Origin of the sequence: Collinsella sp. MSK.8.10, assembly GCF_019041915.1 — a bacterium.
In the GTDB taxonomy this organism is placed as follows: domain Bacteria; phylum Actinomycetota; class Coriobacteriia; order Coriobacteriales; family Coriobacteriaceae; genus Collinsella.
Genome location: NZ_JAHPYF010000001.1, coordinates 120,398 through 140,615 on the forward strand (window position 1 = coordinate 120,398; position 20,218 = coordinate 140,615).

The 20,218-nt window shown below is 59.0% G+C and carries 19 protein-coding genes and 2 pseudogenes; 12 read left to right on the forward strand and 9 right to left on the reverse strand.

The annotated features are described in order from the left end of the window. Positions 1–3 precede the first annotated feature (3 nt). Positions 4–300: a hypothetical protein gene (locus tag KTF55_RS00510; RefSeq protein WP_217107647.1), complete on the forward strand. Its 297-nt coding sequence runs from the start codon at positions 4–6 to the stop codon at positions 298–300. Between the two features lie 48 nt (positions 301–348). Here KTF55_RS00510 and KTF55_RS00515 read toward each other — a convergent pair whose 3' ends face one another. Then, positions 349–1,053 carry a class I SAM-dependent methyltransferase gene (locus KTF55_RS00515; RefSeq protein WP_217107646.1) on the reverse strand — a complete coding sequence of 235 codons (705 nt, stop codon included), beginning with the start codon at positions 1,051–1,053 and terminating at the stop codon, positions 349–351. 435 nt (positions 1,054–1,488) lie between these two features. On the opposite strand from KTF55_RS00515, the gene KTF55_RS00520 reads away from it, so the two are divergent. Then, positions 1,489–1,890, forward strand: a complete 402-nt coding sequence (locus KTF55_RS00520; RefSeq protein WP_217107645.1) for a hypothetical protein — start codon at positions 1,489–1,491, stop codon at positions 1,888–1,890. A 128-nt stretch (positions 1,891–2,018) separates the two neighbouring features. Here KTF55_RS00520 and KTF55_RS00525 read toward each other — a convergent pair whose 3' ends face one another. Then, positions 2,019–2,831, reverse strand: coding sequence for a putative RNA methyltransferase (locus tag KTF55_RS00525; RefSeq protein WP_217107644.1), 813 nt, complete (start codon positions 2,829–2,831; stop codon positions 2,019–2,021). 216 nt (positions 2,832–3,047) lie between these two features. Here KTF55_RS00525 and KTF55_RS00530 point away from each other — a divergent pair, with 216 nt between their 5' ends. Further along, entirely contained in the window at positions 3,048–4,430 is a 1,383-nt protein-coding gene (locus KTF55_RS00530; protein WP_217107643.1) for an MATE family efflux transporter, read from the forward strand. Positions 4,431–4,457: 27 nt separating this feature from the next. On the opposite strand, the gene KTF55_RS00535 is transcribed toward KTF55_RS00530, so the two are convergent. Beyond that, positions 4,458–5,324 (reverse strand): LysR family transcriptional regulator, encoded by an 867-nt coding sequence (locus KTF55_RS00535; protein ID WP_217107642.1) that lies wholly within the window; start codon positions 5,322–5,324, stop codon positions 4,458–4,460. A gap of 158 nt (positions 5,325–5,482) precedes the next feature. Between KTF55_RS00535 and KTF55_RS00540 the strand changes: the two genes are divergently transcribed. Continuing rightward, positions 5,483–6,385: a DMT family transporter gene (locus tag KTF55_RS00540; RefSeq protein WP_217107641.1), complete on the forward strand. Its 903-nt coding sequence runs from the start codon at positions 5,483–5,485 to the stop codon at positions 6,383–6,385. An 88-nt stretch (positions 6,386–6,473) separates the two neighbouring features. After that, positions 6,474–7,199: a uracil-DNA glycosylase gene (locus KTF55_RS00545; protein ID WP_217107640.1), complete on the forward strand. Its 726-nt coding sequence runs from the start codon at positions 6,474–6,476 to the stop codon at positions 7,197–7,199. Positions 7,200–7,249: 50 nt separating this feature from the next. Here the strand turns inward: KTF55_RS00545 and KTF55_RS00550 are convergent, their stop codons facing one another. The 3 genes from KTF55_RS00550 to KTF55_RS00560 all read right to left on the reverse strand — a co-directional run bounded on the left by KTF55_RS00550 (position 7,250) and on the right by KTF55_RS00560 (position 10,432). After that, a complete protein-coding gene (locus KTF55_RS00550) occupies positions 7,250–7,930 on the reverse strand; it encodes an SDR family NAD(P)-dependent oxidoreductase (RefSeq protein ID WP_217107639.1) in 681 nt (226 codons plus the stop codon). A gap of 9 nt (positions 7,931–7,939) precedes the next feature. After that, positions 7,940–8,662, reverse strand: a complete 723-nt coding sequence (locus KTF55_RS00555) for a VUT family protein (RefSeq protein WP_022093974.1) — start codon at positions 8,660–8,662, stop codon at positions 7,940–7,942. Between the two features lie 156 nt (positions 8,663–8,818). Then, on the reverse strand, positions 8,819–10,432 hold the full coding sequence (locus tag KTF55_RS00560; RefSeq protein WP_217107638.1) for a peptide chain release factor 3: 1,614 nt from the start codon (positions 10,430–10,432) through the stop codon (positions 8,819–8,821). A gap of 566 nt (positions 10,433–10,998) precedes the next feature. On the opposite strand from KTF55_RS00560, the gene KTF55_RS00565 reads away from it, so the two are divergent. The 5 genes and pseudogenes from KTF55_RS00565 to KTF55_RS10020 form a co-directional block, all read left to right on the forward strand. Next, positions 10,999–11,379: a GntR family transcriptional regulator gene (locus KTF55_RS00565; RefSeq protein ID WP_217107637.1), complete on the forward strand. Its 381-nt coding sequence runs from the start codon at positions 10,999–11,001 to the stop codon at positions 11,377–11,379. A 23-nt stretch (positions 11,380–11,402) separates the two neighbouring features. Beyond that, the gene (locus tag KTF55_RS00570; RefSeq protein WP_217107636.1) at positions 11,403–12,284 is read left to right on the forward strand and encodes an ABC transporter ATP-binding protein; all 882 of its coding nucleotides are present in this window, start codon (positions 11,403–11,405) and stop codon (positions 12,282–12,284) included. Further along, positions 12,281–12,979 (forward strand): ABC-2 transporter permease, encoded by a 699-nt coding sequence (locus KTF55_RS00575; protein WP_217107635.1) that lies wholly within the window; start codon positions 12,281–12,283, stop codon positions 12,977–12,979. The genes KTF55_RS00570 and KTF55_RS00575 overlap by 4 nt, the downstream gene beginning before the upstream one ends. Positions 12,980–13,250: 271 nt before the next feature. Beyond that, a pseudogene (locus KTF55_RS10015) lies at positions 13,251–13,664 on the forward strand (EamA family transporter); the annotation flags it as partial. Between the two features lie 57 nt (positions 13,665–13,721). Further along, a pseudogene (locus KTF55_RS10020) lies at positions 13,722–14,126 on the forward strand (EamA family transporter); the annotation flags it as partial. A gap of 94 nt (positions 14,127–14,220) precedes the next feature. Here the strand turns inward: KTF55_RS10020 and KTF55_RS00585 are convergent. The 3 genes from KTF55_RS00585 to KTF55_RS00595 all read right to left on the reverse strand — a co-directional run bounded on the left by KTF55_RS00585 (position 14,221) and on the right by KTF55_RS00595 (position 16,646). Beyond that, positions 14,221–15,525 (reverse strand): chloride channel protein, encoded by a 1,305-nt coding sequence (locus KTF55_RS00585; RefSeq protein ID WP_217107633.1) that lies wholly within the window; start codon positions 15,523–15,525, stop codon positions 14,221–14,223. A 125-nt stretch (positions 15,526–15,650) separates the two neighbouring features. Beyond that, positions 15,651–16,184: a TIGR00730 family Rossman fold protein gene (locus tag KTF55_RS00590; RefSeq protein WP_117769865.1), complete on the reverse strand. Its 534-nt coding sequence runs from the start codon at positions 16,182–16,184 to the stop codon at positions 15,651–15,653. 36 nt (positions 16,185–16,220) lie between these two features. Further along, positions 16,221–16,646 (reverse strand): potassium channel family protein, encoded by a 426-nt coding sequence (locus KTF55_RS00595; RefSeq protein WP_117820851.1) that lies wholly within the window; start codon positions 16,644–16,646, stop codon positions 16,221–16,223. A gap of 198 nt (positions 16,647–16,844) precedes the next feature. Between KTF55_RS00595 and KTF55_RS00600 the strand changes: the two genes are divergently transcribed. Further along, positions 16,845–19,649 carry an ATP-binding protein gene (locus tag KTF55_RS00600; protein WP_217107632.1) on the forward strand — a complete coding sequence of 935 codons (2,805 nt, stop codon included), beginning with the start codon at positions 16,845–16,847 and terminating at the stop codon, positions 19,647–19,649. A 42-nt stretch (positions 19,650–19,691) separates the two neighbouring features. Beyond that, on the forward strand, positions 19,692–20,171 hold the full coding sequence (locus KTF55_RS00605) for a pyridoxamine 5'-phosphate oxidase family protein (protein WP_217107631.1): 480 nt from the start codon (positions 19,692–19,694) through the stop codon (positions 20,169–20,171). The last annotated feature ends 47 nt before the right edge of the window (positions 20,172–20,218 follow it).

Sequence of the window (20,218 nt, forward strand, 5' to 3'; positions counted from 1 at the left end):
CAGATGGGAAGCAAAAAGCGAGCCGCCTGGTCAAAGGCCAAAAGCGAGTTTTTGGGCGCTGCCACCGGCGGCGATATGAGCTACCTGTTTGCGCGCGAAGACGAGCGCCGCGACGCCCTGAACGCCGAGCGCAATGAAGCCTGGCGCTACAAGTCGTGCGAACGCAAAAACCGTTACGATACGCGCGCCGAGGCCGAGGCAGTTATGGCCGACTGCGAAAACCGCGGGCGGCGTGGTTTGGCCTGCTACAAATGCGAATACTGCGGTGGATGGCACCTGACGTCGCACCCATGGAAATAGACGCCGCATCGGCACGGCGCTAGCGAAGCGCCGGTAATCGCACGCAAGTTACGGGCGCGGCGGCACTAACACATCGTAGCGAACGGCCTTGCCCGCAAGCTGATAGCTCGGCTTAACGCCGGCAAGCAGTGGCCCCTTCACCGGTCGCTTGATAACGACCTTGCGCGGGTGCGCCGCAAGCGCAGCTTCGACCAGCGTCTCCTCATCGGCACACGGCTGTTCCAGATGATGCAAAAGTTGGAACTTCTTTTTCACCGCCGCGCTCTTGGTGCGCTCGGGAAACATGGGGTCCAGATACACCACGTCGGGGGCGGCAAGCTCGCCCCGCCCGATCAGCTCAGCCGTATGGCGAAGGCCGGTAATACTGTCCTCGCCCGCATGTAAGCGCATGCGCGCCACGGCTGTCGCAAGCGCCGGATCATCTGCCGCGCGGTCCAAGGCATCCTTGAGGAGCGCCGCAATCACGCAATCCTGCTCATACAAATCGACCGCAAAGCCCGCGGCCGCGAGCAGCAGCGAATCCTCGCCAAAGCCTGCCGTGGCGTCAATTGCCCACGGCCGCTCGATGCCTTTTGCACGCGCAGCCTTCACCAACAGCTCTTGCTGCAGACGGCCCTGCTTGAGTCGCGGCAGCATGCGGCCAAAATCGGCACGCAGCTCCATCGTGCCGTCGGTGAGCGTGAGGCCCTCGGGCTTCCCGGTCAGCTCAAGCCCCGCGGCCCGAGCAACAGAAAAGGGATCGACGACGCCCATGGGTACTCCTTAGCAAGCAAAACGAATACGTGGGCGCCGTTCATGACGACACCCAACCGTCCGCTATTGTCCCACATGTGACATGGCCCACAGCATCCCAATGCAAAGCACCGCCATCAATCCCGTGCACACGGCAGCGATCACGGAATCACTCATGCGCCTTCCCAACGACCGCGGCTCACGCACTTGCCCTGCTCCGTACATCATGGCTCCTCCTTGAGACCAGCTCCTTGTTACGACCTCATCATCGCAGCGCCGCACATGGGCTGCCATCGATTTGGCTTACGTCCAGCTTTCCTTTTTGAAAGGTTGGACCGTACAGGCAAGAGACGCTTTCAAACGCATGCATCGCCGCGTTGAACTACAATGTGCTTCACCATATGTGCAGTACATTGGGTGCGCCAAGTTGGCGTACTCGTATCGAAAGGACCAGCCATGAGCTTCACTCGCAAGACTCTCAAAATCCTTGCTCTCATCTACTTTGTTTTGGGCATCGCCAGCCTCGTCACCGCCGGCGTCGGTATCGCCACGGGCGGTCTCGATTCCACGTACGGTTCGTACGCCACGCTCGCAGCGGTCGTGCTTATCGCCAAGGGTCTCGTCGACCTTGCCGCAGGCGTCGCCGGTATCAAGGGCGCCAACAAGCCTTCGCAGGTGGACGGCGCGTTTAAGCTCGGTATTGTTGCCGCGGTCGCCACGCTTGCCCAAGCGGTGCTTACGCTTCCCGCGTTTGGCGGCGACGCCATCAACTTTGGCGCCTTTGTCGTCGTGGTGTACGACCTGTTCTTTGTTCAGCAGGCACACGCCGTTAAGGCCGAGAACAAGGACCGCCTGTAAGCGCCCGCTTCTCATAACCTCTGTTTCAGCCAAGCAACTAAAAAGGGCCGATCGCGCATCTCCGCGGTCGGCCCTTTACGTTTGCCCAGATAAAACCTGCCAAAATAAACCTGTCCCTTTTTGGTAGGTTAGTGGCGGTACTCGGCGATGATGAAGTCGATGTCGGTTTGAAGGGTGTCCAAATTTGCCAGGCGTTCTTTGTCGGAAGGGCGCGTACGGTAGTAGTACGGCGTCATCTGGAACACTGCCTCGATGTCGGCCTGGGTCTGAAGCGTAATATTCGCAGACACCCGCTGCATTCCGACTAACTCGAGCTCGGTGGTCTTCGGCAGCTTCTCATCGTTAAGGTACGGCGTGTCGTAGAGCACCTCCTTAAGCCCAAAGAGATGACGGGCGCCCGGCACCACGGTGTAGAGCGAGCCCTCTGGCGCCAGCACGCGGGCAAATTCGCGCTCGTTAAAGGGAGCAAAGAGCTCGGTCACCATATCGAAGGCGCCATCGGCCACGGGGATATCCTTCATGTTGGCTACGAAATAGGCTGCATCGCCGCGCTTGGCGGCCAGGCGAACCATCTCTTTGCCCAAGTCGAAACCGTAAGCATCCACGCCCGGCACCGCGCCCATGGCGCTGGTGTAGTAGCCCTCACCGCAGCAAATATCGAGCAGCGTCATGGGATCTTTCGTAAACGCGGCGCGCCCAGACACCTGCTTGCGCACCAGCTCAACCATCGCATCGCGCAACGGCGCATAGTATCCACGGTTCAGAAAGTCACGACGGCTGCGTGCCTGCGACTTGGGATCGCCCATGGAGTCGCCGCTCTTGGACGAACGTAGTAGATATAGATAGCCCTCGCGAGCTCGGTCAAACCGGTGTCCGCCCGCACATGCAGCACCACGCTCGTCGTCCACCAACGGCTCATGGCAAACGGGACACAACAACATGGCAACTCCTTAGCGCGAACAACACAACGCCCACCATTGTCGCACGCCTTCCCCGCCTAGTCATTGGGGACGTTCTTGAATGACTAGTTAGAAGAGATAAGGAGTGTCCCCAGCTGCCGGCAGAAAAGGAACGTCCCTACGTGCCGACTGGTTGCATTAGGAGTATCATCATCTGCGCAAATAAGCACGAAAGAGCATATTAGAGATTGAGAGCATATGGCTGACACCGTATCTAAGCACATTGACATGACCACCGGCTCGCTGTGGCGCAATATCCCCCTGTTCGCCTTCCCCGTGGCCGCCACGAGCATCTTGGAGCAGCTGTCGAACCTCATCGCCACGGTCATCATCGGTAACTTCTCGGGCGACCAGGGAACCCTCGCCATGGCAGCGGTCGGCTCCAATGTTCCGCTTACCAGTCTTATGCTCAACCTGTTTATAGGCATGTCGCTTGGCTCCAACGTGGTCATCGCCAACGCCATCGGCCGCAACGATCAGAACATGGTCAAACGCGCCGTCCATACCTCGATTTTAATGGCGCTCGTGGGCTTTGTCGTCATCGCCCTGGGCGAGGTCTTTGCCGAGCCCATGCTCGCCGCGCTCAACGTTCCCGCCGAGACCATGCCGCTCGCTTCACTCTACCTACGTGTCTTTTTGCTCAGCATGCCCTCGATTTTGCTCTACAACTTTGAGGCCGCGATTTTCCGCTCCGTCGGCATCACCCGCATGCCGCTGCAGGCGCTTGCCGTGTCCACCGTCCTCAACATTGGCCTGGACCTCATCTTTGTCCCCGTACTCCACTGGGGCGTCGCGGGCGTCGCCATCGCCACCGCCATCGCCTACACCGTCAGCGCCGCTACGCTCTTTATTCGCCTGCTCAAGACCGACTCCGTCGTCCGCGTCACCCCGCGCGACCTGGCTATCGACCCCGTCGCCCTCAAGCGCATCGTTAAGATCGGCCTGCCCGCCGGCATCCAAAGCGCTGTCTTTGCCGTCGCCAACATCATCATCCAGTCCGCCATCAACAGCCTGGGCACCGAGGTCATGGCGGCATCGAGCGCCGCCATGAGCCTGGAGTACGTGTGCTACAACCTGCTCAACAGCTTTAGCCAGGCTTGCACTACCTTTGTGGGACAAAATCACGGTGCCCGTCAGATCGACCGCTGTACCAAGACGCTCAAGGTCTGCCTTGTCGAAGGCGGTATCGTCGCGCTCACCACAATTATCGTTATTGTCGGCCTGGGGCGTGAGATCTTGTCGCTGTTCAACAGCGATCCCAACATCGTCTCGATCGGCTATATCCGCGTGTGCTCGATCTTCCCGGCGTACGCCTTTAGCATGTTCTACGAAAACATGTCAGGCTACCTGCGCGGCTTTGGTATCTCGCTCACGCCCGCCCTCATCACCATGATCTGCGTCTGCGGCATCCGCTTCTATTGGGTGTTCTGCGTGTTCCCGCACTTCCGCACCTTTGCGAACATCATGATGGTCTACCCCATCAGCCTGGGCACCACGGCGTTCTTTATGGTCGTGGCGGTACTACTCTGCCACCCGGCACGCACCTATCGCGCCACCCAAGCCAAAGCGACAGCCCGCTAAACACCGCACTCAACGCCACGCCAGTCATTAATTGACAATATGCGAGCTCATATAGTCGATAAAGCGCCTCGTGGCGATGGGCATGGTGTCCCAGCTGCGCCAAGCCGCCACTACGTCGCGCGAGGGAGCATGCACGATGGGACGTACGCGAATATCGGCCCGCATGCCCTCAACGGTACGGCGATATAGCATACTCACGCCTAGGCCCTCCTCCACCATCGCCATGATGGTGTAGTCGTCGGTGACCTCGCTCGTCACATGCGGCGACAGCTCATGCGCCGCAAATGCATCGAGCACCAGACTCTGTTCGCCCTCGTCCAGCAGCACAAACGGCTCGGACGCCAGGTCGGCGAGTGTCACCTTTTCCTTTGCCGTCAGCGGATGCGCGGCCGGCAACAATGCTACCAACTCGTCGTGATAGACCACGCGCTTCTCGAGCCCGGTGGTAAATCCGCGCGCCGTAAAACAAAAATCAACCACGCCATCGTGCACCCATTGAGCGTTGCGCGTATAATCGCCCTGCTTGAGGGTAAAGCGTACGCCCGGGTGCAGCGCACCAAAGTCGCGGATCACGCGCGGCAACACAGTACGGCTCACGTTGGTAAACGTCGCAATGCGAATATCAGTCGACGAAAGCCCCAGCAGTTCCTGGCGCTTGCCCTCGAGCTCAGCCTCGGCAGTCACAATCTGTCGCAAATACGGCAGGTACTGTTTGCCATCGCGCGTAAGCGACACACCCTGCTTACCGCGCTCGATAAGCGTGGTGCCCAGCTCACGCTCGAGCGCCTTGACGGCCTGGCTCACCGCGCTTTGCGTATAACCCAGCTCGTCCGCCGCGCCCTTAAGACTGCCGCGATCGACCACCATGCAAACAATCTGATACCGCGATGCCATCGTGCCTCCACATCAATGAAGCCGTAAAACGTTTTGCCAGGGCTTTTTCTGCATACATTAGTATTTCTTAATCATACTGAAGATACATTCGCTTTACTACATCCACATCTGGGAGCAGAATCCTTTTTGCGAAACCGTTCTGTAACAAAAGGAGTCCCATGGATCGCAAAAAAGCAATCGCGCTCTCATTTTCCGTTCCCGTCGCATGGGGCTTTTCGTATCCCCTCATGAAGATCGGCATGGACAGCATGAACGCCACGAGCATCGTCGCGCTACGCTGCATCATCGCCTTTGTGGTCTGCCTGCTGCTCTTCCACAAGCGCGCTTTCCGCATCAACCGCGACCTTATGGTCCGTGCCGCCATCATCGGCGCCATTATGGCAACCGAGCTCACCTGCATGTGCCTGGGCTCCAGCCTCACCTCTGCCTCCACTGCCGGCTTTTTGCAGAGCCTGACGGTCGTGATCGTGCCGTTTGCCAACGCCGCCCTGCTGCGCCGCGCCCCCGAGCGCAAAGTGCTCGTCGGCACCGCCATCGTCACCTGCGGTATGTTGCTGCTCTCGGGCGCCGACTTCACCAGCCTGAACCCGGGCGCGCTCATCATGCTGCTCTCCGCCTTTGTCTACGCCGGACACATCATTGTCGCCAAGCGGTTTGTCGAAGAAGTCGATCCGCTGTCCCTGGGCGTTTGGCAGCTGGGCTTTGGCGGCCTGTTCTCGGGCATTGCCGCATGCGTCTTTGGCGGTTTCACACTTCCCAGCACGCCCAGCGAGGTCGTGGTCGTCGTCGCACTCGCACTCATCTGCTCTGCCTACGGCTTTATCACCCAAACGCTCGTGCAGCCCCACGTGCCCGCCGAGACCACCGGCTTCGCCTTCTCGCTCGAGCCGGTCTGCTCCGCCGTCTTCTCGTTCTTCCTGGTCGGCGAGGTTCTGAGCCCCATCGCCTTCTTTGGCGCTGCACTCATCCTCAGCGGCGTCATGGTGGCAACCGTCGAGCTTCCGCTCCTCCGCGCACATGGACAGGCTCGCATGGCGGGAGCGCCCGAGCACGTCTCGTAGACACTACTCCTCATACGGCCGCGGCATAAAGGTCTCCGGTGCGCCTTTACAATAGATGCAAACAGAGCATCTGACGTAAAGGAGCCCCATGGACGCCGCGACCCGCGACCGCAACATAGCAACTTGGTTGGGCGATGCACCGCAGCCGGTACGTGACACTACGAACCAGCTGCTCGAGCGCATCGCCCTTTTGCGTGCCGAGCAGACTATCTACCCGGCACAAGACGACATCCTCAATGCCCTCGCCTACACGCCGGCCGACCAGGTCAAGGTTGTCATCTTGGGTCAAGACCCCTATCACGGACCCAACCAGGCAATGGGGCTGTCGTTCTCGGTCCCCGCGACGCAAACCAAGTTGCCGCCGAGCCTGCGCAACATTTACAAGGAACTCAAAGCCGATCTGGGTTGTCCCATTCCCGCCACGGGAGACCTAACCCCATGGGCACAACAGGGCGTCCTGCTCCTCAACACTACGCTCACCGTGCGCGAGCATGCCGCCAACTCGCACGCCAAACTGGGCTGGAGCACGCTCACCGACTACGTTATCGAACGCTGCTGTCAGCTGCCCCAGCCGGTAGTCTTTTTGGCATGGGGCCGCTTTGCCCAGCAGATGGTCGAGGGCAAGCTCGTCGCAACTGACGCGGGCAAGGCAACCGACAAGTTCTGCCTGGCCTCCACGCACCCCTCGCCGCTTTCGGCCAACCGCGCCACGGCAGAACTCCCTGCTTTTATGGGATCGCGTCCCTTCTCGGCAGCCAATCGGCTACTCGAACAACACGGCTCGACCCCCGTCAACTGGACTTGCCTCGGCTAGAAGTCGATACATCAAAAACGCACCCGACGGCTTTCCATCGGGCGCGTTTTCTATTCGGGCCAAATAAATTGTGTGCGGCCGGCCTCGCCGCCATCGATTAGCAGACTCTGCCCGGTCATAAACCGGTTGGTCACGCCCACAAAGTAGATCCACTCGGCGATCTCTTGGGCGGTGGCCCAGCGTTTAAGCGGCGTGAGCTCCATAATCTGGTTCCACAGGTGTTCGTCTTCCATCACGCAACGGTTGAGCGGCGTGATAACGCCGCCCGGGTCCACACTGTTGGCGATGGCCTGCGGTGCCAGGCGGTTTGCAAGGTTCTTGGTGTAGGCGATAACGCCGCCCTTGCTGGCAGCATAGGCAGGAAACTCCGATCCCGTATGCCCGCTCGCCGACCCCACATTGACCACGGATTTGATAGCCGGCGCCGGCTTGGCGGCAAGCCCCTCCCCCGCAAAGGCGTAGCGCTCGGTCACGTTGATGGTGCCATACAGGTTGGCGGCGATGTCGTCAGCCGAATCCTGCGTACCGGCAACGTTCACGATCACCTGGGGTTCAAGATCGTCTGGAAACGCGTCCGGCTCGCGAACATCAACGATCAGATGGCGGTAGCGCTCGTGTTCGATCACCGCCGGCAGCAGATCAAAGCCCACGACCTCGTGGCCCTCGTCCAAAAAGCGCTGCACGCATGCGGCTCCGATACCGCCCGAAGCGCCCGTGATCAAAACCCGCATACTTGCTCCTTAGGCGGTTGCGTGGCGCTCGAGGTACTCGGAGCCCACATTCTCGCGCTCCCAGCCGCGCACGACCTTGTAGCCCACGGGGCTCAGGAAAACCTCGCACAGCAGCTCGGCAACAGCGCCGGTCAGCGAGCACATGAGGACCTGCACCCAGGTCCAACCAAAGAACGTGTGGCTCACCACAATGGCAAAGACCAAGTTGTCGATAAACTGGCCAACACCCGTGGACACATAGGAACGGAAGGCAAAGCTCGCAAAGTTATTCTTCTTGAGCATACGGCCGAGCGACTGGTTGAGCGTGGAGTTAACCACGGCAGAAACGAGCATTGCCAGCGAAGAGCCCAGCACCACGTACCAGGTGCCGCCGATGGTGGCGTTAAGGGCGGTGTTGACCTCGATCATGCCGGTGTCGTAGTAGGCGCCCCACATACCGGGCGTGAGCGAGCATGCCCAAAAGCACAGGCTCACGGCCAGGTTGACCAGCAGCGCGAGGATAGAGATTTTGATGGATGCCTTGGCGCCAAAGCGCTTGCAGATCATGTCCTGGCACAAAAACGAAACCCAGCTCACCACAAAGCCGCAATCGAGTGCCAGATACGGCAGGCTGATAAGCTCTTTGTTGGCCAGCAGGTTCATCATGATGACGCTCACGAAAAACAGCGAAACCGTTGCCGCGGGAATGCTCCGCAACAGGACCTTGTAGTCCTCCATGACCTTCTTGATCATTATGTACTCCTTTGGTTTTAGGTTTAACGAGCAGGATATCGGACCCGAACTGCTCGGACGCCCCGGTCTTGAGACAACGGTGGGTATGATAGCCGCTCACACGGCATCAGGCAAGTAAATGGCGCGGCAGCCCCGCAGGGTCACCGCGCCGATGCGTTAAAAGGCCACGTTGCCAAACTCCGACAGGATAAGGTCGGGGTTGTGGTCGGTTGCCCAGTCCACGTTCCACGGGCTCGTGAACAGCAGCAGCTTACCGCCGCGCATGTCCTCGACGCGCAGCGTGTCGCGCGTGAGCGAAAGGCCCGGGATATCGATGGTATCGGGGTCGTTCTGGATCCAGCGGATGTCCGTATAGGGCAGCGGCTGGCGACGAACCTCGACACGGTACTCGGCCTTGAGGCGGCGCTCGAGCACCTCAAACTGCAGCACGCCGACCACGCCCACGATGACGCTCTCCATACCGGCACCCAGTTCGCGGAAGATCTGGATGGCGCCCTCCTGGGCAAGCTCCTCCATACCCTTGACGAACTGCTTGCGCTTGAGCGTATCGACCTGCGTAATGCGAGCAAACATCTCGGGGGCAAACGTCGGGATCTGCGGATACTGCACGTGGCGCTTGCCGGAGCACACAGTGTCGCCGATGCTAAAGATACCCGGGTCGAACAGGCCCACGATATCGCCTGCATACGCCTCGTCCACGATGGCGCGGTCATCGGCCATCATCGAGGTACCCGTGGCAAGCTTGAGCTTGCGGTTGCCCTGCACGTGGAAGGCGTCCATGCCGCGCTCGAACTTGCCCGAGCAAATGCGCACAAAGGCGATGCGGTCGCGGTGGTTCTTGTCCATGTTGGCCTGGATCTTAAACACAAAGCCGCTAAAGTCGTCGCGGCAGGGATCGACCGGCTCGTTGGTGAGCGTATCGGTATAGGCGCGCGGCGTCGGGGCCAGGCGCAGGAACTCCTTGAGGAAGGGCTCCACGCCAAAGTTGGTGAGCGCCGAGCCAAAGAACGCCGGGCTTAGCTTGCCGCAGGCCACGGCATCCAAGTCGAGCTCGTCGCCGGCACCATCGAGCAGCTCGATGTCGTCCATCAGGTTCTTATGGTTCTCCTCGCCGATGAGCTCGTCCATAGCGGGGTCGCCCAGCTCGGCCTCGACCTCGGCGACCTTCTTGGTGGCGTTGGCGTGGCCGTCGCCCTCAAAGGCAATGACGCGACGGGTCTGACGATCGAACACGCCGCGGAAGTTGCGACCGCTGCCAATCGGCCAGTTCATGGGATACGTATTGATGCCCAGAACGTTCTCGATCTCTTCCATGAGCTCAAACGGATCGCGGGCCTCGTGGTCGAGCTTGTTCACAAAGGTGAAGATGGGAATGTGGCGCAGCGTGCAGACCTTAAAGAGCTTTTTGGTCTGGGCCTCGACGCCCTTGGCGCCGTCGATGACCATGACCGCGGCGTCGGCGGCCATAAGGGTACGGTAGGTATCCTCCGAGAAGTCCTGGTGGCCGGGGGTATCGAGGATGTTGACGCAGGCGCTGTTGTAGGTGAACTGCAGCACCGAGGAGGTAACGGAAATGCCGCGCTCCTTCTCGATGTCCATCCAGTCCGAAACGGCATGCTTGGCCGAGCTCTTGCCCTTGACCGAGCCGGCGGTCTGGATGCTGCCGGTATAGAGCAGCAGCTTCTCGGTAAGCGTGGTCTTACCGGCGTCCGGGTGGCTGATGATCGCGAATGTGCGGCGCGACGAGATTTCATCCGACAGGCTTGCCATGCGGATCCTTTCTTGCATTGAGTGCATTACGTCGATGTAACCGTATTATTGTAGCCGCGAAATCTCGCTCTAGGGCGCCTATCAGGACAAATTCATCAGTCAGAACGTGAACGGCTAGTTATCGAAAGTATTCTGCAGCAGACTGTCTCAATCTGTAACAGCAGGCGACCCAAAACGGACCCAGATGTTACAGATTGAGACAAACAAACCTGCCCGCCGACACAATCTCAATCTGTAACACCTGACCGCCCAAATTGGGTCTAGCTGTTACAAATCGAGATAAACGGAAAGGCAGGCAGCCAATGTCTCGTTCTGTAACATCTAGCCGCGCAAATCGACTCTTACTGTTACAGATTGAGACAAATAGGCAGGCGGGAAAATAACATCTCAATCTGTAACAGCTGGCGACCAAAAACGGATCCAGATGTTACAGATTGAGATTGTTTTGGAGCAAGCGCGGCGCCGATGGTCTATTCCACATTTAGCTCTTGCATAACTGTGCATAGTGTATATATACTGTGCTTACCGGTTATATACACGTGTAGCCCAACAGCTAAGGAGCCGCTGTGGACATCATCCTATCCAATTCGAGCGATAAGCCCATCTACGAGCAGATAACCTCGCAGGTCAAAGCTCAGATCTTATCGGGCACGCTCGCTGCGGGAGCCAAACTCCCCAGCATCCGTGCACTCGCGAGCGACCTGGGTGTGAGCGTCATCACCACCAAGCGCGCCTACGCCGACCTAGAGCAACTCGGGTTTATCTGCACCGTGCAGGGCAAGGGCTGCTTTGTCGCCGAGGGCAACCAGGAACTCTTGCGCGAAAACCAGCTCTGCCATATCGAAGAGCTACTTGCGAAAGCGGCGAGCCAAGTCGAAACCCTGGGCGTCACGCGCGACAAACTGCACGAGATGCTCGACCTGGTAGCCCCCGAAACCATGCAGTAGCCATCTGCAAGAAAGGCTATACCATGCAAAACCTTTTAGAACTCAAAGGCATCTCACGCCGTGTGAGCGACCGCTTTTCACTACGCGACGTCACGCTCGCTGTGGAGCCCGGCCAGATCGTTGGCTTTGTAGGCGCAAACGGCGCCGGCAAGACAACGACCATTCGCGCCGCGCTCGGGCTTATAAAGCTCGATGCCGGCGAGGTGCACCTGTTTGGGCAGCGCTGTGGCGCCGACGCGCCCGATGAATCGCAACGCCATCTACGCTCCCGCGTCGGTCTTGTCCTGGACACGTGCCCCTTCCCCTCCACGCTCAGGGTGGGCCAGATCGAGTCGCTCGTATGCCCGGCGTACCCCACGTGGGACCGCGAAACGTTCGCCGGATTCATCAACCGATTTGGCCTCGATCCCAAGACAAAGGTCAAGGACCTCTCCCGCGGCATGGGCATGAAACTGCAGCTTGCCTGTGCACTCAGCCACAATGCCAAGCTGCTCGTTTTGGACGAAGCCACCGCGGGCCTCGATCCCATGGCACGCGAGGAACTGCTTGATGAGCTGCTTGCCTTTGTCGCCGATGGCCAGCACAGCGTGTTACTCTCGAGCCACATTACGTCCGACCTCGATCGCACCGCTGATCGCGCCATCTGCATCGAAAATGGCTCGATTATTTTTGACCTGCCGCGCGAGGACATTACCGACCGCGCCGGCATCGCTCACTGCACCCAGGCGCAGGCCGCCGAGCTTATGGCTTGCGTCGAAGGCACCCGTGCCGCCCACCACGCCTACAGCGTGGACGTGCTCGTGCCCAACCGTCGCGAAACGCTCGAGGCCTTTCCCGAGATTCCCTGCGATCGGGCAACCATTGATGACTATCTGCGCCTCATGCTGAAAGGGGCTTCGAAATGAAACGCGCCTTTATGTCCGAGCTCGCCATCGTTCGCTCGCTTGCCCCAAGCATTGCGGGTGTCGGCTTGTTCATATTCGTCGTGCTGACCCTTGCCAACGCATCGGACGGCGATTCCGGCATGAGCGCCGGCGCCTGCGCGGTCAGTGCCATGTCGCCCATCATGGTCATGAGCTCGCTGGCCGGCTTCGACAATCAAAACGGATGGGAGCGTTATCGGGCAACGCTGCCCCTCTCGCGCAAAGACATTATTTGTGCCCGTTACCTGAGCGTTATTGTCTTCTCCGCCGTCATGGCATGTACAGCTACGCTTTTGAATATCGTCGCCATCCCGCTCTTCAACAGCGCGGGCATTCCTTCGACGGGACAGACGGTCTTTGAAATCGCAATCGCCTCGGCAGCATCGATGCTCATCTCCCTCATGATGGTGTTTTTGGCGCAGCCGCTGTTCTTTCGCTTTGGACACATGGAGGCGCTGCGCCTGTCCGTTGGTCTGTTTGCCATGCTCGGATGCCTTGCCATGGCCACGCTGAGCTCCTCCAACCCCATCAGCAACTGGCTCATGTCGATTGCCGGAGCGAATCCCGATCCTGCCGTTCTGGGCTGTCTGTGTGCAGGCATCGCCGCACTTGCCCTCGCGCTATGTGCAATCAGCTGCGCCGTCAGCACCAAGGTTTATCGAGCACGCGATCTGTAATCGACAGCTAAAGGACTTGGGCGGCGCCCCACCTCATTTACTAGATAAGACGAAGCAGCAACAACGCCGCCGCCCTTCGAAGCATGCCGTTTAGATCTTGGAAACCAAAGAGAAGTCGACAGCATATCGACAATTCGAGCCTTCACCAAATGGCTCCCCGGAACATAACCCCCGTCTCGCCGCGGCCATATCAAACCTTCATGGTGGGGCGGTATCCTCATGTCCATAAAACTCGCAGGATAAACCCATTATCCAAGGAGGCACCGCACCCGTGTCGTGGGTTGTCGCAGCATTTGCGTCAGCATTCTTTGCCGGCATCACATCCATCTTGGCCAAATGCGGCATCAAGCAGACCGACTCCGATGTCGCGACGGCCATTCGCACCTGCGTGGTGCTCGTTTTCGCCTGGGCAATGGCGGGCATTTCTGGATCCATTGGAACCATTGGCAGCATCGAACCCAGATCCTGGCTCTTTCTCGTCCTCTCGGGACTCGCCACCGGTGCTTCGTGGATCTGTTACTTTAAGGCGTTGAGCATCGGAAATGTCAATAAGGTCGTACCGGTCGACAAGATGAGCACCGTGCTCGCCGCGCTGGTCGCCATCGCGCTTTTTGACGAGACGAGCAACCTTGCGGTTAAGCTCGTGGGAACCGCTGTCATCACCCTCGGCACGTTTTTAATGATCGAGAAGAAGCAGTCCGCCGAACCCGAGCAGCAGCAAGACCGAACCTGGCTCGCTTACGCCCTCGGCGCCGCCGTGTTCGCGGCACTCACCTCCGTCCTCGCCAAGATCGGCATCGAAGGCGGCGAGTCAAACCTGGCCACGGCAATCCGCACCTGCGTGGTACTGGTTATGGCATGGGCAATCGTGGCAGCCAAGGGAAAACTGGAGCAGGTCGCGCACGTTGACCGGCGCGAACTCACATTTCTCGCAACATCGGGCATCGCGACTGGAGCATCGTGGCTGCTCTATTACTATGCCATCGCTGCAGGCCAGGTGAGTGTCGTGGTGCAGATCGACAAACTATCGATTGTCGTATCGGTGCTATTTGCGCGCCTGGCATTCAACGAAAAACTCTCCCGCCGCAGCGCCATCGGTCTCGTCCTCATCGTACTGGGCACCGCCGCGCTTGCAATTTGGAAGTAGCGCCGATACCGAACGAAATCCAGTCCACCCGCAAATCCGTGACACAGCGCCCGCACCGGACTTGAGATGTTTGTACTGACCGCGCGCTGCCGCGCTACTTGCGCAGCGGCTTGGGCAGCGGAATGCCGGCGGCGATGGCTGCGGCGATGATCATGCAGACGATACCCTTGAGCGGGAAGCACATGAGCAGCAGGCCCACGACCATGACCGGCTGACGCATGACCGCACCCATCGTCGATGCCGTGCAGACGGCGACGCAAAAGACCGGATCGGCACCGGTAAGAATGGCAAGGCCGTAGCCCAAGCTCACACCCGAGAAGATAACCGGGAAGAAGTGGCCTCCGCGCCAGCCCAAGTTGATGAGGGCAGGGGTTAGCATGGCCTTGACCAGACCGGTCGCGATAAGCACGCCGGCGGGAATGGTCAGATAGGTCTCCATAAGTACATCGGCCTGGGTCTCGCCGGCAAACATGGTGTAGGGCAAGACCGTGCCGCAGATGGCGAGCGCCAGACCGGCCAGCATGGCCTTGACGACAGGACGCTCCCCTATTGCATGGGACAGCGCCTCGCTCGCGTGCTCCGAGACAAAGTACAGCCAGCCGCAAACGGTGCCAACCAACGCCAGCGGGATGAGCCAGGCAAGCTCCAGGTTGCCCACCTCGGCGGCCTCGAACCTGGGCATGCCCATGCCGCCGCCCATAACCTGGCCGAGCAGCAGGTAGGTGCCCAGACCGCCAGCGATCGCGATACCGTAGACCACCGTCTTCTGTGCCTTGGGCAGCTTGATGGTGATCTCGCCGGACGCGGACCCATCGTCGGCGTCTTCGCCCTGGCCGTCGGCGCTACCGGCGAGCGGCGCCACAAAGCCAAAGACGGGCGCGGTAAAGAGCGCCGTCAGCGCGGCCTGGGTGCCCAACAGCGTGAGCTCCCTGAACTCGGCGCCAAAGCGGCGCATGCGGTCGCCGACCCAGCTGCACAGACCCGCGATAACGCCAGTCAGGCCGGCCTCCGGTCCAATACTTCCGCCAAACAGCAGCGGCAGCAATGCCGCGAGCGAAAGCTTGCCCAGGTTGTCGTACGGGTAGCGCCCGTCTTGCTTAACCTTAGCCATCACCTGGTTGAGGTCGTCGGTCTTGGTGCCCGTAAGCTGTTCGTACAGGCCGATCAGCAGGCCGCCCAGCAGGCAGACGAAAAACGGATACGGCAGAAAACCGAACGGGCCGCTGGCGAGTTCGGGCGACGCCGCGCCCAGCATGTGGGGGATCTCGGTCCACAGATAGTCGATACCGTGCTCCATCGCAAAAAAGAACAGCCAGACCGCGGCACCTGTGAACGCACCGGTCACGGCAACGCTAACTAAAAACAGCACGCGGTTTGTGGGTTTGGCAAGGTTGTCCATCGGGTCCTCCCGCGGTCAAAGTCGACATAGTTATGTTTTATTGTAGAGCGAGCGTTGCCCAGACAAGCCAACCATCTGCGCCACAAACGGCACCATTGGGAGTCATAGTGGGGCAGGCTCAAGACTTATCCGTTGATAATCGAGACAATCTCGCGCAAATCGTCGGCAAAGTAGATGCCGTGCTGGCGCCTCGGGCTCGAAAGCCCCTTATCAATCATGTGCCCGAGCAGCGCCTTGAGGTCGTTGTAGTAACCGTCAAGGTTATACAGGATGCACGGAGCACTCAGGTGCCCCAACGACACCGCGGACATGACCTCGGCAATCTCCTCGAGCGTGCCCGTCCCACCGGGAAAGGCGATGAACGCATCACCGAGCTCAATCATCTTGGCTTTGCGCTCGGCCATATCGCTCGTCACGATGAGGTCATCGATGCCGTCGTGCTGAAACTCGGCCTCTATAAAAAAGCTCGGCTCAACGCCCGTCACGTGTCCACCTGCCTCGAGTACGCTATCGGCGAGCGCGCCCATCAGGCCCGATTTGGACCCGCCGTATACCAGCGCGTGCCCGTTGGAGCCAATCCAGTTGCCCAGCTCTTGCACCGCAGGCAGAAACGCCGGGTCATTGCCGACGCTGGCGCCCAGGTATACCGTGATATTCATATTCAGTCCCCCTCGTCGTGACGCGCGGCGCCCGTTCTAGCGTTGGCGTCGGCGATATTCGCGCACACGGCGCGACAGGTCGGCGAGCTCGTCACGATCAAGCTCTTCCAAATGCTCCAGATCGTCCATAAAGCGCGCCATGGTGTCCTTTTGGCGCAGCTTGATGAGCATATTGCAGTAGTTCACCGCCACACCCGTGAGCATGGCGATGTAGAAGATGCTGATGACGCTCAGGACGACGGTAATAGCGCGAGCGACCGGCGTTTCGGCCGGGATATCGCCAAAGCCGATGGTCGAGACCGTCTCAAAGCTAAACCAGAGACCATCGCCAAACGTGAGGGTCGTGGGCTCGGACAGCCAGACAGCCGTCGAGCACAGCAGATAGAAGATAAGAAACAGGCCCGTGATGCGCGCAAAGCCAGCCTGGCGCAACACGTCGGCAAGCGTCCTCAACTTGTTCATCGCGACCCCTTTTCTCAGATGCCCAATCACATTCGCTCGGTATTGTCCCACATCCGGCACTTGAGGACGTTCCTTTTGTGCCGGCAGAAAGGGACTGTCCCCAAGTGCTGGGAGGAACCGTTTAGCGGCGCAACTGCCGGCTAGGCAGGCTGAGCTGGTATCCTTGTGCGGTAATGTCTCGATTCGTTAGGATTGCATGTGAGAGCTTCCGCTGTCCTTCGTTCAGTTATATATCGCACCCTGGCCGTCGTGCTTGCCGCGCTCGCCGTACTGAGCACCATCATGCCCGCCCCCGCCTTTGCCGCCGGCTCCGATCAACAGGTCAAAACGGTCCGCGTTGGTTGGCTCGTCAGCAACGAGGGCTTCCAGGACGGCACCCCCGGCGAGCGCCTCTCGGGATGGGGTTACGAGTACCTCCAGACCCTGTCGTACTATACGCCCGGCTGGCAGTACGAATACGTCTCCGGCACCTTCACCGAACTTATGGACATGCTCGAGGCGGGCGAAATCGACCTCATGCCCAACATCTCCTACTCCGAGGAACGCGCCCAAAAGCTGCTCTTTTCCTCGAACCCCGAGGGCACCGAGCGCTACTACATCTATGCCAGGCCCGATCGCGACGATCTAGCCAAGGGTGACCCCCAAGCGCTCCAAGGCCTTACCATCGGCTGCAACCCCGGCGTTATGCAAACCTTCGTTGGCCAGCAGTGGCTCGCCAACGAAGGAATCACCTGCACATACAGGGAGTATGACGGAGGATCCGATCTCTTTGACGCGCTCGCAAACGACGAAGTCGATGCCGTCATCATGAACGACACGACCTCGTCGCCCAGTGCCTCCCCCATGTTCTACATCGGCTCGAGCGACTACTATTTTGCCGTTCCCAAAAGCCGCCCCGACCTGTTGGACGACATCAATGCCGCCATGACAGCAATCGCCCGCGTCAACCCACGCTATATCGACGAAGTCAAATCTAACTACTCGGCCCAAAACAGCGGTTCATCATCGCTCAACGGTCCCGAACGTTCCTGGCTCAAAGCAAATGACAGCACCATCACGCTCGGCTACATTACAGGCAAACTCCCCTACTGTAACGAAGACGAAGACGGCGAAATGGAAGGTTCGCTCGCATCGCTTGCGACGACGCTGCACGATAAATTTGGCATTACGGTCAAAACCGTCGCCTTTGATAGCTACAAGATGATGTCAAAGGCCCTGTCAAAGGGAAGCATAGACGTTGCGCTGCCGGTATACCGAGATTACTGGTTTGCCGAGCAAACAGGCGTTGTGCAGTCGGTATCGTTGGGGACCATGTCCCTCACTGCCATCCACACCGGCAGCAACCTGAACAAAGACCTCCAGAACATCGCCTGCACCAAATCATCGTTTATCAACAAAAATGCACTTGAAAGTCTGTTCCCCACAGCGACCGTAACCGAATACCAATCCGGCGATGAAGTGTTCGACGCCCTCAGGAAGGGAACGGCGCACTGCATCGTCGCTCCCAGTTCACGCGTAAAAACCATTGGCGACCGTCATGATCTCGAGGGCTACGAGACGGTCGAGTTCCCTGGCACCTGTGAGCTCTCGTGCTGGATTTCGCGCGGAAAGCCCGAGCTGTTGGGAATCATCAACAAGGGCATCATCAATGCCGGAGAATCGCTCTCCGCAAGCAATTACTCCTCCACGTCGTACACAGCCCAGGAATCCGACACGCTTCGATTCCTTTATCGCAACCGCGCCGCTATTGCCGCTGCCCTCATCGGTATGTTGTCGGTCGGCATCGTCCTGCTCATCTGGACGCTCGTGCGCGCTCGAACCGAGCGCGAAAAAGCCGACGCCGCCAACGCCGCTAAGACGGCATTCCTCACGCGTATGAGCCACGACATCCGCACGCCACTCAACGGCATCCTGGGTCTTATCGAAATTGAGGAATTGAAAGACGGCGACATGCAGGCCGCCCGCGAAAGCCGCGCCAAGGCGCGTGTTGCCGCCAATCACCTACTCTCGCTGATCAACGACATCCTCGAGATGGGCAAAATCGAAGACCGCAAGCTAACTCTGGAACATGCGCCTTTTAACCTCAAAGAGCTCTGTGACGATACGCTGGTGCTGTGCAAGCTCCGCGCATCCGATAACGGCATCACAATGCAGGACAATAGTCTGCCGTACGCCACGGGGCCATACATGATCGGCAGTCCCACCCATATCCGGCAGATCATAATCAACCTGTTAGACAACAGCATTAAGTACAACAAGCACGGCGGCTCCGTCACCTTTAGTTCAAAGACCAAGCCACTCGATGATGGGCGCGCACTCTTTTGCTTTAGCGTTTCGGATACCGGCATTGGCATGGCTCCCGAGTTTTTAAAGCATATCTATGAACCGTTTGCCCAAGAAGGTGACGATGCGCGCAGCAAGTTCCAAGGAACCGGCATGGGCATGCCAATCGTCAAGTCGCTTATTGAACTGATGGGCGGTACGATTGAGATTTCGAGTGAGGTTGGCGTGGGGAGTACGTTCAACGTCCAGATTCCGCTCGATATCGACAAGAACCCTCAGGCGCGGGCAGATACGGTCGAGAGGGTGCTCGACTGCTCGCTCGCCGACATGAACGTGCTGCTCGCCGAAGACAACGAATTGAATGCCGAGATTGCCCAGGCGCTGTTAGAATCCGAGGGCGTCGTGGTCACCCGGGCCGCCAATGGCAACGAAGTCGTCGATCTGTACTTGTCGCATCCCGCCGGCAGCTTCGATGCGATTCTGATGGACATCATGATGCCGGGCATGGACGGCTATGAGGCAACCCGCGCGATTCGTCTGAGTGAGAAGGTCGATGCAGCCGATATCCCCATCATCGCGCTCACCGCCAACGCCTTTGCCGAGGACGCCAAGGCGGCACACGATGCCGGCATGAACGCCCATCTGTCCAAACCGCTCGACTTTAACAAGCTCAAAAACATACTCGCCCGCATCAAGAAAAACGGATCCGTTTCGCTATAGTTTGTGCTCAACCACCACGCACGACCAGAAAGGAAACCAACGATGTTTAGGCCCTTACGTCGAAAGAAACGCGCCATCACCGACGAGGAAGCGCGCGAACTGCTCGCTACCTGCAAGCGCGGCGTCTTTGCCGTCAACGGCGACGATGGCTACCCGTACGCCATTCCCGTCAACTACTTCTTTGACGCCGAGCACGACAAGATTTATTTCCATGGCGCCAAGGCTGGCCACAAGGTCGACGCACTCAAGCGCAATGACAAGGTCTGCTTTACCGTTTACGGCAACGAGTGGTACCAGGACGGTGACTGGGCTCCATACGTTATGAGTACCGTGGTCTTTGGCCGCTGTCGCCTGGCAAATGACACTCCCGCGTTTATCGAGGACAAAGTCCGCCAGCTCGCGCTTAAGTACTACCCTTCTGCCGAGGAAGTCGAAGAGGAAATCGCCAAAGACATCAAGGGCGTCCAACTCTACGAGATTACGATTGAGCATCTTTGCGGTAAGCAGATTCAAGAAAAGTAAGCCCCTCAGCAGGCCTCATCAATAACAATATGGCCCAGTTCCAACCC

What these genes read in the sequence shown, in the direction of transcription:
- KTF55_RS00550 (WP_217107639.1), bottom strand. Translation starts at nt 7,930, where the DNA reads ATGCGGGTTTTGATCACGGGCGCTTCGGGCGGTATCGGAGCCGCATGC.
- KTF55_RS00545 (WP_217107640.1), top strand. Translation starts at nt 6,474, where the DNA reads ATGGACGCCGCGACCCGCGACCGCAACATAGCAACTTGGTTGGGCGAT.
- KTF55_RS00520 (WP_217107645.1), top strand. Translation starts at nt 1,489, where the DNA reads ATGAGCTTCACTCGCAAGACTCTCAAAATCCTTGCTCTCATCTACTTT.
- KTF55_RS00590 (WP_117769865.1), bottom strand. Translation starts at nt 16,184, where the DNA reads ATGAATATCACGGTATACCTGGGCGCCAGCGTCGGCAATGACCCGGCG.
- KTF55_RS00555 (WP_022093974.1), bottom strand. Translation starts at nt 8,662, where the DNA reads ATGATCAAGAAGGTCATGGAGGACTACAAGGTCCTGTTGCGGAGCATT.
- KTF55_RS00605 (WP_217107631.1), top strand. Translation starts at nt 19,692, where the DNA reads ATGTTTAGGCCCTTACGTCGAAAGAAACGCGCCATCACCGACGAGGAA.
- KTF55_RS00525 (WP_217107644.1), bottom strand. Translation starts at nt 2,831, where the DNA reads ATGTTGTTGTGTCCCGTTTGCCATGAGCCGTTGGTGGACGACGAGCGT.
- KTF55_RS00560 (WP_217107638.1), bottom strand. Translation starts at nt 10,432, where the DNA reads ATGGCAAGCCTGTCGGATGAAATCTCGTCGCGCCGCACATTCGCGATC.
- KTF55_RS00540 (WP_217107641.1), top strand. Translation starts at nt 5,483, where the DNA reads ATGGATCGCAAAAAAGCAATCGCGCTCTCATTTTCCGTTCCCGTCGCA.
- KTF55_RS00535 (WP_217107642.1), bottom strand. Translation starts at nt 5,324, where the DNA reads ATGGCATCGCGGTATCAGATTGTTTGCATGGTGGTCGATCGCGGCAGT.
- KTF55_RS00575 (WP_217107635.1), top strand. Translation starts at nt 12,281, where the DNA reads ATGAAACGCGCCTTTATGTCCGAGCTCGCCATCGTTCGCTCGCTTGCC.
- KTF55_RS00510 (WP_217107647.1), top strand. Translation starts at nt 4, where the DNA reads ATGGGAAGCAAAAAGCGAGCCGCCTGGTCAAAGGCCAAAAGCGAGTTT.
- KTF55_RS00585 (WP_217107633.1), bottom strand. Translation starts at nt 15,525, where the DNA reads ATGGACAACCTTGCCAAACCCACAAACCGCGTGCTGTTTTTAGTTAGC.
- KTF55_RS00570 (WP_217107636.1), top strand. Translation starts at nt 11,403, where the DNA reads ATGCAAAACCTTTTAGAACTCAAAGGCATCTCACGCCGTGTGAGCGAC.
- KTF55_RS00530 (WP_217107643.1), top strand. Translation starts at nt 3,048, where the DNA reads ATGGCTGACACCGTATCTAAGCACATTGACATGACCACCGGCTCGCTG.
- KTF55_RS00515 (WP_217107646.1), bottom strand. Translation starts at nt 1,053, where the DNA reads ATGGGCGTCGTCGATCCCTTTTCTGTTGCTCGGGCCGCGGGGCTTGAG.
- KTF55_RS00595 (WP_117820851.1), bottom strand. Translation starts at nt 16,646, where the DNA reads ATGAACAAGTTGAGGACGCTTGCCGACGTGTTGCGCCAGGCTGGCTTT.